This is a genomic window from Pseudomonas sp. MF6747, assembly GCF_963890955.1.
GTDB lineage: Bacteria > Pseudomonadota > Gammaproteobacteria > Pseudomonadales > Pseudomonadaceae > Aquipseudomonas.
In genome coordinates, this window is sequence record NZ_CAWPSZ010000052.1 from 68833 (window position 1) to 81251 (window position 12419).

Below are 12419 nucleotides of genomic sequence, written 5' to 3' on the forward strand. Positions count from 1 at the left end.
GGGGCGTGGCGCCGTAGCCCCGCAGTTTAGAGGAAGAGTCCAGGGCCTGGACGACTTCCTTCGGGGAATTTGACGCCGACTTTTCCGATTCTGTTCCCGTCCATGACCGCGACGGTCCACAGCGTGTTGTTCCATTCCACTTGGTCGCCTACCACTGGTGCGCCGCCGACCTTCTGGGTAATGAAGCGACTCAGTGGCATATCCGGGTCGATACCCTCGAGCTTGAGGCCGTAGAGCGCCGACACCGCGCCCAGCTGGGCGTCGCCTTCGAGCACAAAGTCGCCGAAGAAGCGCAGGTCGAGACCGCGTTGCGGCGCCTGGCTGAACAGTTTGCCCAGGGCCGGCAGGTTGTGTTCGTGGCCGATCACACAGAGCAAATCGTCGACTTCAAGCACCGTACTGCCCGACGGATGGAGCAGTTGCTGGCCACGGAACAGCGCGGCGATCCGCGTGCCTTCGGGCATTTTCAGTTCGCGCAGGGCCGCGCCGATGCACCATTTTTCCGCGCCCAGGCGGTAGACGAACAGCTCCCACTCGCTGGTAACGTGCACTTCCAGGGCGGCGCGGGAGATCGGCGCAGGGTCCGGCGGTACGGTCACTTTCAGCAGCTTGGCCACCCACGGCAGGCTTGTGCCCTGCACCAGCAGCGAGACCAGCACGATAAAGAACGCCAGGTTGAAGTACAGCTGCGCGTGCGGCAGGCCGGCCATCAGCGGGAACACCGCCAGAATGATCGGTACCGCGCCGCGCAGGCCGACCCAGGCGATAAAGGCTTTTTCGCGCCCGTGGAACGCTTTAAATGGCAGCAGGCCGACCATCACCGACAGCGGCCGCGCAAACAGGATCATCCACAGTGCCAGGCCCAGGGCGGGCAGGGCGATGGGCAGCAAGTCATGCGGCGTGACCAGCAGGCCCAGCACCAGGAACATACCGATCTGTGCCAGCCAGGCCATGCCATCGAGCATATGCAAAATGCCATGGCGGCTGCGCACCGGGCGGTTGCCGATCACCAGACCGCACAGGTACACGGCGAGGAAGCCGCTGCCGTGCAGGGCGTTGGTCAGGGCGAACACCACCAGGCCACCGGCGATCACCAGGATCGGGTACAGGCCGGTGGCCAGGTTGATGCGGTTGACCATCTGCAGCATCAGCCAGCCGCCGCCCAGGCCGACGATGCCGCCAATGCCGAACTCGCGGATCAGATGGGTCAGCAGGCTCCAGTGCAGGCCGGTCTGGCCGGTGGCGAGCATGTCGATCAGGGTCACGGTGAGAAACACCGCCATCGGGTCGTTGCTGCCGGATTCGATTTCCAGGCTGGCGGTCACCCGCTCGTTCAAGCCTTTGCCGCCCAGCAGCGAGAACACCGCGGCGGCATCGGTTGAGCCGACGATGGCGCCGATCAGCAAGCCTTGAATGATATTAAGGTTGAACAGCCAGGCCGCGGCCATGCCGGTGAGCCCGGTGGTGATCAATACCCCCACCGTGGCCAGCGACAACGCCGGCCAGAGTGCCACGCGAAAACTCGCCACCCGTGTGCGCAAGCCGCCGTCGAGCAGGATCACTGCCAAGGCAAGGTTGCCCACCAGGTAGGCGGTCGGGTAATTGTCGAAGATGATGCCGCCGCCATCGACGCCGGCGATCATGCCCACGGCCAGGATGATCACCAGAATCGGGATACCCAGGCGGGACGAAAGAGAACTCACCAGAATGCTCGCACCCACCAGCAACGCGCCGATCAAGAACAGGCTGTTGATGGTCGTCGCATTCAAAGGCAGTACTCCAGAACGGGGAAGACAGGGCGCAAACTGACCATGCAGTCTGCGTGCCAGCGATTCTAACCTGTTGAATTGCTGTGCTGTCAAAAAGCTTTTGCCGGCCTACATCAATCCAATGTGGGAGCTGGCTTGCCTGCGATGCAGGCAACTCGGTGGGTCAGGTTCACCGAGGAGATGCTATCGCAGGCAAGCCAGCTCCCACAGGAATCGACTTACAGCCTGAAGCGCCCCACCATCCCATTCAAATCCACCGCCAGGCGCGACAACTCACTGCTCGCCGCACTGGTCTGGCTGGCACCGGTAGCCGACTGCACCGACAGATCACGAATGTTCACCAGGTTGCGGTCCACTTCCCGCGCCACCTGCGCCTGCTCTTCTGCCGCGCTGGCGATCACCAGGTTGCGTTCGTTGATCTCGACAATCGCGGTGTTGATGGTATCCAGCGACAGGCCCGCGCCTTTGGCGATATTGAGTGTCGACTCCGCGCGTTCGGTGCTGTTACGCATCGAATCCACCGCGTGCTCGGTGCCGGCCTGAATGCTGCCAATCATCCGCTCGATCTCGCTGGTCGACTGCTGGGTGCGATGGGCCAGGGCGCGCACTTCATCAGCCACTACGGCAAACCCGCGACCGGCTTCACCGGCGCGTGCGGCTTCAATTGCGGCGTTCAGCGCCAGCAGGTTGGTCTGGTCGGCCAGGCCGCGAATCACGTCCAGCACCTTGCCGATGTCACGCGATTCATTGGCCAGGTCGCCAATCAGTGTGGCGGTGGCCTGTACGTCACCGCTCATGCGCTCGATGGCGCTGACGGTTTCCTGCACCAGGTCACGGCCGTCACCCGCTGACGTGGTGGCATTGCGCGAGGCCTCGGAGGTGCTGACCGCATTGCGCGCCACCTCTTCGACGGCGCTGGTCATCTCGTTGACGGCGGTGGCGGCTTGTTCGATTTCGTTGTTTTGCTGGGTCAGACCACGGGCGCTTTCGTCGGTGACGGCATTCAGCTCCTCGGCGGCGGAGGCCAGCTGCGTGGCGGAACCGGCGATGCGTTGCAGCGTGTCGCGCAATTTTTCCTGCATCTTGGCCATGGCGGCCAGCAGGCGGCCGGCTTCGTCGTTGCCGTCGACCTTGATCGGGCGCGTGAGGTTGCCTTCGGCGACTTCTTCGGCCGCTTCCAGTGCCTGGGCGATTGGCAGGGTGATGCTGCGGGTCAGCAGCCACGCAAACAGCAGGGTCAGCGCCGTGGCAATGATCAGCAGGCCCACCACCAGGTCAAAGGCCATGTCGTATTGGTCTTTGGCTTGCTGATTGGTGGCGTTGGCCATCTTGTTGTTGATGTCCAGCAGGCGTGTCAGCACCGCGTTGACTTGCTCGGAGTTGCTCAGCAATTCGGTGTTGAGCAAGTTGCGCAGGTCGTCGATCTGGTTGGCGCGAGACAAACTCTTCATGCGCTCTTCGATCTGATGGTACTGACCGAGCAAGCGCACGTATTCGTCGTAGGTCGAGCGTTCTTCGCCACTCTCGATGAGTTTTTCGTAGACGCCCTGGGCGGTGCGGATCTGCTGGTTGCGCAGTTCAAAGGCTTCCAGGGTCTTTTGCTGCACGTCTGGCTCACGGTTGGTCAGCAAGCGATACGACAACACCCGCAGGCGCAGGGTCAGCTGGGTGAACTCGTCGAGGGCACGAATGCTCGGTACGCTGGACAGTGTGATGTCTTCGGTGGCAGCACGGATCTTGCTCATTTGGTTCAAGGCGAACACACCGAGAAACAACATGAGCGCACCAATAAACGCGAAGCCAAGAAAGGCGCGCGGCGCGATATTCATATTACGAAGAGACATGCTGAAGTCCTGGGGAGAAGCGCGATCCGTGCGGCCATGAGACGGGGTGTGCATCAGCTATCGGCCATGCGACTAAAGTCTTAAGGGGGCGCGCGCTTTTGTCGCATCAGACGAGGGGTTGGGCGGATTCAGGAACCAGATGGGGTAAATGCAGTCACTAAGGCTCGAAAGTGCGGCCCGGCCCTTAAATATCGGGCTGCGCGCCTGGGATAACCCTGGCATCCGAGGTGAATTTTCTTTATCGTCACCGCCCTTTGAAAAAGCCCGAGAAATCAAAATGTTAGAAGCATCCCTCAGCCAACTCGAACAACTGGTCAGCGACCTGGTACAGCAAAACCAGGACCTACTGGGCAGCAATGAATCCCTCAAGGCCGAACTGGCCCGCGCCAAGGATGAAAACGACAGCCTGCAACTGAACCTGATGGAACAGGAAGAAAAGCACGGCGCAACCGCCGCGCGCATCCAGGCCCTGGTTGAGCGTGTGAGCGCAGGTCCTGTCGGCGCATGAATGAAGGGATAAAGGTCGTTTCGATTCTCGGAGAGGATTACTCGATCAAGGCGCCGGACGGGGAAGATCAAACCCTGATGCACGCCGTGACCATGCTCAAGGCCTCCCTGGCCACCACCAAGAAAAAGTACCCGACCCTGATCGGTGACAAATTATTGGTACTGGCTGCGCTGAACCTGTGCGCCGAGCAGATCGAAATGCAAAAGCACCACCAGCAGGAACTCGACCGTTACCAAGAGCAAGTCAGCGCCACGGTCGAAGTGATTTCCAAGGCGATCGGAACGCCTTAGAACCACGCATCCTGCATCCCCAGGCACGTGTCATCGCGTGCCTCCAGAATCGCCAGTTCATGATGGCAGCTCGGCACTTCCCAGGTCAGGAAGTACCGAGCGGCCTGGAGCTTGCCTTTATAGAAGGCAGCATCCGCCGCATTGCCCTTGGCCAGGCCTTCCTCGGCGCGAATTGCCTGTTCCAGCCAGCGCCAGCCAATCACCGTGTGCCCGAACACCTTCAAATACAGTGCCGAATTCGCCAGGCTGCTGTTGACCTTGCCTTGGGCGAGATCGGTCAGCAGGCCGAGTGTGACGCGCTGCAGGTTGGTCACTAACTCTTCCAGTGGTTCTCGCAGTGCGGTCAGTGATGGGTATTGCTGTGCGCGTGCGCCTGTCTCGGCGATCAGGCGGATCAGTTGCTTGAGGCCCGCGCCGCCATTCTGCGCCAGCTTGCGCCCGAGCAGGTCCAGGGACTGGATGCCGTGGGTGCCTTCGTGGATAGGGTTCAGGCGGTTGTCGCGGTAGTACTGCTCCACCGGGTACTCGCGGGTGTAGCCGTGGCCGCCGAGAATCTGGATCGCCAGCTCGTTGGCCTTGAGGCAGAACTCCGACGGCCAGGATTTGACGATGGGCGTGAGCAGGTCGAGCAGTTCGTGGGCTTGCTTGCGCTCGGTGTCGGTTTCCAGCGTGGTGGTGTCATCGAACAACCGCGCGGCATACAGGCCGAGGTCGAAAGCGCCTTCGACATAGGCTTTTTGTGTCAGCAGCATGCGTTTGATATCGGCGTGCTGGATGATCGAAACCGGCGCGGTGCCTGGGTCTTTGCTGTCGGGCAGGCGACCTTGTGGGCGTTCGCGGGCATATTCCAGCGAGTAGAGGTAGCCGGCGTAACCGAGCATGACTGCGCCCATGCCCACGCCGATGCGCGCCTCGTTCATCATCTGGAACATGCAGCTCAGACCCTGATGCGGCTTGCCTACCAGATAGCCGACGCAATTGCCGTTATCGCCGAAGTTAAGCGCCGTGGACGTGGTGCCGCGCCAGCCCATCTTGTGAAACAACCCGGCCAGCAGCACATCGTTGCGCGCGCCCAGGCTGCCATCCTCATTGACCAGGAACTTGGGCACGATAAACAGCGAAATGCCCTTCACCCCGGCCGGCGCGTCCGGCAGCTTGGCCAGCACCATGTGCACGATGTTTTCCGACAGCGGGTGGTCGCCGCCGGAGATAAAGATCTTGTTGCCCTTGAGGCGATAACTGCCGTCAGCCGCTGGCTCTGCCCGCGTACGAATATCCGACAGGGATGAACCGGCATGCGGCTCGGTCAGTGCCATGGTGCCGAAAAAGCGGCCCTCGATCATTGGCTGCAGGAAGCGCTGCTTCTGCGCCTCGGTGCCGAAGCTTTCGATCAGGTTGGCGGCGCCCATGGTCAGGAACGGGTAGGAGGTCGAGGCCGCGTTGGCCGACTGGAAGTGCGCAAAGCAGGCTTGCGACAGCAGGGTCGGCAACTGCATGCCGCCGGCGTCGAAACTGCGCGCGGCGTTCAGAAAGCCGGCTTCGAGGAAGGCGTCCACGGCAGGTTTGACGTCCGGGATCAGGATCGCCTTGCCGTCTTCATAGCGCGGTTCGTTTTCGTCGTTCTTGCGGTTGTGCGGCGCGAAATACTTTTCGGCAATGCTGCGCGCGGTGCTGATGGCGGCATCGAACGTTTCGCGGTTGTGCTCGGCAAACCGCTCGCGCTGGGTCAGGCCCTCGGCATCGAGGACTTCGTACAGCTCGAAAGCCAGATTGCGGGAACTGAGCAGCGTCTCGGACATGGCGGCTTACCTTTTAAGGGAATGGCCGGAGTCTAAGTGCGCCAATAGAGGCTGGATAGCAAGATTGATCTAAGTGATGGAAGGGCAGAACAAGGGCCGAAGGTGGGGTGCGGTCAGTGTGGGAGCTGGCTTGCCTGCGATGAGGCCGTGCCAGCCGACATTTCTGTCACTGACTCGCCGCTATCGCAGGCAAGCCAGCTCCCACATTTTTACTGCATTTAGCCAGTTAACCGATGGTCATCAGGCTGGCGTTACCGCCCGCCGCAGCGGTGTTAACACTCAACGCCCGCTCGATCACCAGACGCTCCAGCGCAATCGCCGTCTCACCTTGCGACAAACCATGCACCCCGACAATCGCACCACCACGCTGCGCCACTTGCTGGCACACCGCACGCAATTGGTCGGAATCACCGTGGTGCAGGACGGCGTCGAATACCACGTCATCCTTGGTCCAGTCAGCCACGCGCTTGATCTTCGCCTGAACTTCCCTCGGCAGGCGTGGGAACACAGCTTTAGTCAGGTCAGTTTCCGGCCATACCGCCGAACCGCCGACGGCCAATACTGCCGCCAGTTGCGTCAGCAGATCACCTTCCACGTCCGCCAGACACAGCACGTGCTCGCGGGGCAGGATTGCGTAGCTGTTGCGCTCGCCGGTCGGGCCGGCCAGTTGGCGGGTAATACCGCTTTGCGACTGCGCGGCGAACTGGCTGCACAGGGCGCTCAGTTCGCTGAACTTGCTGCTGTCGGCCCAGGTTTTCAGGGCGGTCAGCGGTTGGCTCATGGCATCGCGCAGACGCACGTCCGGCGCGGTCAGCTTGTCGCCGCGCACGAAGGATTGTTCGATCGCATCGGTAGGACGAGTCGACAGCAGACGGTACAGGTACAGCGGCCCACCGGCTTTCGGGCCAGTGCCCGACAGGCCTTCGCCGCCGAAGGGCTGCACGCCAACCACGGCGCCCACGATGTTGCGGTTCACATAGACGTTACCGGCGTGAACATTGTCGATCACCTTGGCGATGGTCTCATCGATGCGGGTGTGCACGCCCAGCGTCAGGCCGTAGCCGGAGGCATTGATCTGCGCAATGAGCTGGTCGATCTCTTTACGCTTGTAACGCACCACGTGCAGCACCGGGCCGAAGATCTCGCGTTGCAGTTCGTCGAAGCTTTCGAGTTCGATCAGGGTGGGCATCACGAAGGTGCCGCGCTTGATCTCTTCGCCGTCGGCAATCGCCACTTGGTACACATTGCGGCCTTTGTCGCGCATGGCCTGGATGTGTTTTTCGATGCCAGCCTTGGCTTCGGCGTCGATCACCGGGCCGATGTCTACCGACAGGCGCTCCGGGTTGCCCAGACGGCATTCAGCCATGGCGCCCTTGAGCATTTCGATCACACGGTCTGCCGAATCTTCCTGCAGGCACAGAACGCGCAGCGCCGAGCAGCGCTGGCCGGCGCTGTCGAAGGCCGAGGACACAACGTCGATGACCACTTGCTCGGTCAGCGCCGAAGAGTCGACGATCATTGCGTTCTGGCCACCGGTTTCGGCGATCAGCGGAATTGGGCGGCCCTGGGCATCCAGGCGACCGGCGACGCTGCGTTGCAGCAGGCGCGCCACTTCGGTGGAGCCGGTGAACATCACGCCTTTGACGCGATCATCACCCACCAGGCGGGCACCGACGCTTTCGCCCTGGCCCGGCAGCAGTTGCAGCACGCCTTCCGGAATACCGGCTTCGAGCAACATACGCACGGCTTGTGCCGCCACCAGCGGGGTTTGCTCGGCAGGCTTGGCCAATACCGGGTTACCGGCAGCCAGTGCCGCAGCCACTTGACCGCTGAAGATTGCCAGCGGGAAGTTCCACGGGCTGATGCACACCACGGGGCCCAATGGGCGGTGGGCGTCGTTGGTGAAATCGTTACGGGCCTGTACCGCGTAGTAGCGCAGGAAGTCCACGGCTTCGCGCACTTCGGCGATGGCGTTGGCGAAGGTCTTGCCGGCCTCGCGGGCCAGCAGGCCCATCAGCGGCTGGATCTCGCCTTCCATCAAGTCGGCGGCACGCTCCAGAATCGCGGCGCGCTCGGCGGGCGGGGTGGCCTGCCAGATCGGGCCGGCATTGATCGCGCATTGAATGGCGTTGTCGACGTCTTCGACGGTGGCTTCCTGTACATGGCCGACCACGTCACGCAGGTCGGAGGGGTTCAGCACAGGTGCGGCCGGCTCGTTGCTGGAGGCGCAGCCCAGCATCGGCGCGGCTTTCCAGTCGTTGTGCGCGGTGGCCAGCAGCGCGCAAGACAGCGACGCCAGGCGGTGTTCGTTGGCCAGGTCGATACCGGCCGAGTTGGCGCGGTCGCTGCCATACAGGTCACGCGGCAGTGGAATACGCGGGTGCGGTAGGCCGAAGCCGCCTTCCAGCGTGGCCATCTGCTCGATGCTGGCCACCGGGTCGGCCACCAGCTCCTGAATCGAAATAGTGTGGTCGGCGATGCGGTTGACGAACGAGGTGTTGGCGCCGTTTTCCAGCAGGCGACGCACCAGGTAAGCCAGCAGTGTTTCGTGGGTACCGACCGGGGCGTACACGCGGCACGGACGGTTCAGCTTGCCCTCGGAAACTTTGCCTACAACCTGCTCGTACAGCGGTTCACCCATGCCGTGCAGGCATTGGAACTCGTACTGGCCGGGGTAATAGTTCTGGCCGGCGATATGGTAAATGGCCGACAGGGTGTGGGCGTTGTGCGTGGCGAACTGCGGGTAGATGGCTTCCGGCACCGACAGCAGTTTGCGTGCGCAGGCAATGTAGGAAACGTCGGTGTACACCTTGCGGGTGTACACCGGGTAGCCTTCCAGGCCTTCAACTTGGGCGCGCTTGATCTCGCTGTCCCAGTACGCGCCTTTTACCAGGCGGATCATCAGGCGATGGCGGCTGCGGCGGGCCAGGTCGATGACGTAGTCGATCACATACGGGCAGCGTTTCTGATAGGCCTGGATCACGAACCCGATGCCGTTCCAACCGGTCAGTTGCGGCTCGAAGCACAGGCGTTCGAGCAGGTCGAGCGACAGCTCCAGGCGGTCGGCTTCTTCGGCGTCGATGTTCAGGCCGATGTCGTATTGCTTGGCCAGCAAGGTCAGCGACAGCAGGCGCGGGTACAGCTCGTCCATCACCCGCTCGTATTGCGCACGGCTGTAACGCGGGTGCAGTGCCGAGAGCTTGATGGAAATGCCCGGGCCTTCATAAATCCCACGGCCGTGAGAGGCTTTGCCGATGGAGTGAATGGCTTGTTCGTACGAGGCCAGGTACTTCTGGGCGTCGTGTTCGGTCAGCGCGGCTTCGCCGAGCATGTCGTAGGAATAGCGGAAACCCTTGGCTTCGAATTTGCTCGCATTGGCCAGGGCTTCGGCGATGGTTTCGCCGGTGACGAACTGCTCGCCCATCAGGCGCATGGCCATGTCGACGCCCTTGCGGATCATCGGCTCGCCGCTCTTGCCGATGATGCGGCTCAGGGACGAGGTGAGGCCGGCTTCATTGTGCGTGGCGACCAGTTTGCCGGTCAGCAGCAGGCCCCAGGTGGCGGCGTTGACGAACAGCGACGGGCTGTTGCCCAGATGCGGCTGCCAGTTGCCAGTGCTGATTTTGTCGCGGATCAGTGCATCGCGAGTGCCCTTGTCCGGGATGCGCAGCAGCGCTTCGGCCAGGCACATCAGGGCCACGCCTTCCTGGGACGACAGGGAAAATTCTTGCAGCAGGCCTTGAACAATACCGGCACGGCCGCCGGCGCTCTTCTGATTGCGCAACTTCTCGGCAATCGAGGCGGCCAGCTTGTTGGTGGCTTCGGCCATCTGCTGCGGCAGGCGGGCCTGCTCGATCAGCATCGGCACCACTTCCGGTTCCGGGCGGCGGTAGGCGGCGGTGATCGAGGCGCGCAGTACGGACTGCGGCAGGATGCTTTCGGCGAACTCCAGGAAGCACTGGTGGGCGTGGTCTGGCTGAATTTCTCCAGCGTCCTCCGCGTCCTTGCTGCCCAAGCCATTAATCTCGTTCAGGGTTGCACCACCCTCCAGTTTCTCCAGGTAATTGAAAATCGCCTGCTTGATCAGCCAGTGCGGCGTGCGATCAATGGAGGTCGCGGCGGCCTTGAGGCGTTCGCGGGTCGGGTCGTCGAGTTTGACCCCAAGGGTGGTCGTTGCCATCTTTTTATCCTCATGGGTGCCACTACTGCGTGGCATCTGCTGGCGGCAAGATTAGCTTTGCGCATGCAGAGGTGCAACCGGGTGCAACCCAAATTGTTCAGGAAATTTTTGATCGCGATCGGGAAAAAATCCGGCCTTCAACAGAATCCGCTCTCCCTTGGTGCATTTGCTTCTGAGGTCGGCTGTTCTTGCTCCGAAAAGAAGCAAAAAACCGTTGTTTGGGCGTAAACACGCTTAGGTGCAACTTATTCTCAAGAAACTGGTTGCACCTTATTTGCTTTGTTGAATAGCATTCGCGCCCAAGGTGCAACCGCCTGCAAGGTTCGGTTCATCGGCTGGCGGCTTTCCTGGGGAAACGCCAGTCATAAATGCGCGGCACGCAGTCTCGTCTATCCGCTTATCAACGGGTGGCCGTCTGACACAGACCGTCGCTACATAAAAACAAAGCCAGGGCGTCACTCTTATGAGCGTTAGTAATCCCACCCTGATCACATTTGTGATCTACATCGCAGCAATGGTGTTGATCGGCTTCATGGCCTATCGCTCCACCAACAACCTCTCTGACTACATCCTCGGCGGTCGCAGCCTCGGCAGCGTGGTCACCGCATTGTCCGCCGGTGCTTCCGATATGAGCGGCTGGTTGTTGATGGGCCTGCCGGGCGCCATCTACATGTCCGGTCTGTCGGAAAGCTGGATTGCCATCGGCCTGATCGTCGGCGCGTACCTGAATTGGTTGTTCGTGGCCGGTCGCCTGCGGGTGCAAACCGAACACAATGGCGACGCCCTGACGCTGCCGGATTACTTCTCCAGCCGTTTCGAAGACAAAAGCGGCCTGCTGCGAATCATCTCTGCGGTGGTGATTCTGGTGTTCTTCACCATTTATTGCGCTTCCGGCATCGTGGCCGGCGCCCGTCTGTTTGAAAGCACCTTCGGCATGTCCTACGAGACCGCGCTGTGGGCCGGTGCTGCCGCGACAATTGCCTACACCTTCGTCGGTGGTTTCCTGGCGGTCAGCTGGACAGATACCGTACAAGCCACGCTGATGATCTTCGCGCTGATCCTGACGCCGATCATCGTGTTGCTGGCCACCGGAGGTATCGACACCACGTTCCTGGCGATCGAAGCCAAGAACCCTGACAACTTCAACATGCTGAAAAACACCACGTTCATCGGCATCATTTCGCTGATGGGCTGGGGCCTGGGTTACTTCGGCCAGCCGCACATCCTCGCGCGGTTCATGGCGGCGGATTCGGTGAAGTCGATTGCCAAGGCGCGTCGCATCTCCATGACCTGGATGATCCTGTGCCTGGGCGGCACCGTGGCGGTGGGCTTCTTCGGCATCGCTTACTTCTCGGCGCACCCGGAAGTGGCCGGCCCGGTCAACGAGAACCACGAACGTGTGTTCATCGAACTGGCCAAACTGCTGTTCAATCCATGGATCGCGGGCGTGCTGTTGTCGGCCATTCTGGCTGCCGTCATGAGCACCCTGAGCTGCCAATTGCTGGTGTGCTCGAGCGCGCTGACCGAAGACTTCTACAAAACTTTCCTGCGCAAAAACGCCTCCCAGGTTGAGCTGGTGTGGGTCGGCCGCGCGATGGTGCTGCTGGTTGCCCTGATCGCGATTGCCATGGCAGCCAACCCGAACAACCGCGTACTGGGCCTGGTGAGCTACGCCTGGGCCGGTTTCGGCGCCGCGTTCGGGCCTGTGGTGCTGATCTCGGTGATCTGGAAACAGATGACGCGCAACGGCGCACTGGCCGGCATCCTGGTCGGCGCGGTCACTGTGATTGTGTGGAAGCACTTCGAGCTGTTGGGCCTGTACGAAATCATTCCGGGCTTTATCTTCGCCAGCCTGGCGATCTACTTCGTCAGCAAGCTGGGCGCACCGACTGCCGGTATGGTCGAGCGTTTTGACGCGGCGGAAAAAGACTACAACCTCAACAAATAATTCGTCGGGTGATAAGCGCCCGTTGAATTAGAAAAAGGCCCGCGTCCTACGGATGGCGGGCCTTTTTTTGCGTGTGATTTG

The 12419-nt window shown here is 61.4% G+C and carries 7 protein-coding genes and 1 pseudogene; 3 read left to right on the forward strand and 5 right to left on the reverse strand.

Annotation, left to right across the window (positions count from 1 at the left end; translation table 11 throughout):
- Positions 1-26 precede the first annotated feature (26 nt).
- The 3 genes and pseudogenes from AACW30_RS29000 to AACW30_RS31675 form a co-directional block, all read right to left on the reverse strand.
- A complete protein-coding gene (locus tag AACW30_RS29000; RefSeq protein WP_106577559.1) occupies positions 27-1769 on the reverse strand; it encodes a potassium/proton antiporter in 1743 nt (580 codons plus the stop codon).
- A 218-nt stretch (positions 1770-1987) separates the two neighbouring features.
- Positions 1988-2860: a methyl-accepting chemotaxis protein gene (locus tag AACW30_RS31670; protein WP_371924132.1), complete on the reverse strand. Its 873-nt coding sequence runs from the start codon at positions 2858-2860 to the stop codon at positions 1988-1990.
- Positions 2861-2890: 30 nt separating this feature from the next.
- Positions 2891-3667: pseudogene (locus tag AACW30_RS31675) on the reverse strand (MCP four helix bundle domain-containing protein); the annotation flags it as partial.
- Between the two features lie 223 nt (positions 3668-3890).
- Between AACW30_RS31675 and AACW30_RS29010 the strand changes: the two are divergent.
- Together AACW30_RS29010 and AACW30_RS29015 are read left to right on the forward strand one after the other, a co-directional pair.
- The gene (locus tag AACW30_RS29010; protein WP_038844376.1) at positions 3891-4121 is read left to right on the forward strand and encodes a hypothetical protein; all 231 of its coding nucleotides are present in this window, start codon (positions 3891-3893) and stop codon (positions 4119-4121) included.
- Positions 4118-4411, forward strand: coding sequence for a cell division protein ZapA (locus AACW30_RS29015; protein ID WP_119738009.1), 294 nt, complete (start codon positions 4118-4120; stop codon positions 4409-4411). The genes AACW30_RS29010 and AACW30_RS29015 overlap by 4 nt, the downstream gene beginning before the upstream one ends.
- Here AACW30_RS29015 and AACW30_RS29020 read toward each other — a convergent pair.
- Together AACW30_RS29020 and putA are read right to left on the reverse strand one after the other, a co-directional pair.
- Positions 4408-6210 (reverse strand): acyl-CoA dehydrogenase, encoded by a 1803-nt coding sequence (locus AACW30_RS29020; protein ID WP_200624002.1) that lies wholly within the window; start codon positions 6208-6210, stop codon positions 4408-4410. The two genes, AACW30_RS29015 and AACW30_RS29020, sit on opposite strands and share 4 nt — an antisense overlap.
- A gap of 226 nt (positions 6211-6436) precedes the next feature.
- Positions 6437-10390 (reverse strand): trifunctional transcriptional regulator/proline dehydrogenase/L-glutamate gamma-semialdehyde dehydrogenase, encoded by a 3954-nt coding sequence (gene putA, locus AACW30_RS29025; protein WP_200624003.1) that lies wholly within the window; start codon positions 10388-10390, stop codon positions 6437-6439.
- Between the two features lie 463 nt (positions 10391-10853).
- On the opposite strand from putA, the gene putP reads away from it, so the two are divergent.
- Positions 10854-12338, forward strand: a complete 1485-nt coding sequence (gene putP / locus AACW30_RS29030; protein WP_106577565.1) for a sodium/proline symporter PutP — start codon at positions 10854-10856, stop codon at positions 12336-12338.
- Positions 12339-12419 lie beyond the last annotated feature (81 nt).

Bases quoted from the DNA above. Each gene is read 5' to 3' on its own strand.
- AACW30_RS31670 (WP_371924132.1), bottom strand. From the start codon at position 2,860: ATGGCCAAGATGCAGGAAAAATTGCGCGACACGCTGCAACGCATCGCC.
- AACW30_RS29015 (WP_119738009.1), top strand. From the start codon at position 4,118: ATGAATGAAGGGATAAAGGTCGTTTCGATTCTCGGAGAGGATTACTCG.
- putA (WP_200624003.1), bottom strand. From the start codon at position 10,390: ATGGCAACGACCACCCTTGGGGTCAAACTCGACGACCCGACCCGCGAA.
- putP (WP_106577565.1), top strand. From the start codon at position 10,854: ATGAGCGTTAGTAATCCCACCCTGATCACATTTGTGATCTACATCGCA.
- AACW30_RS29010 (WP_038844376.1), top strand. From the start codon at position 3,891: ATGTTAGAAGCATCCCTCAGCCAACTCGAACAACTGGTCAGCGACCTG.
- AACW30_RS29020 (WP_200624002.1), bottom strand. From the start codon at position 6,210: ATGTCCGAGACGCTGCTCAGTTCCCGCAATCTGGCTTTCGAGCTGTAC.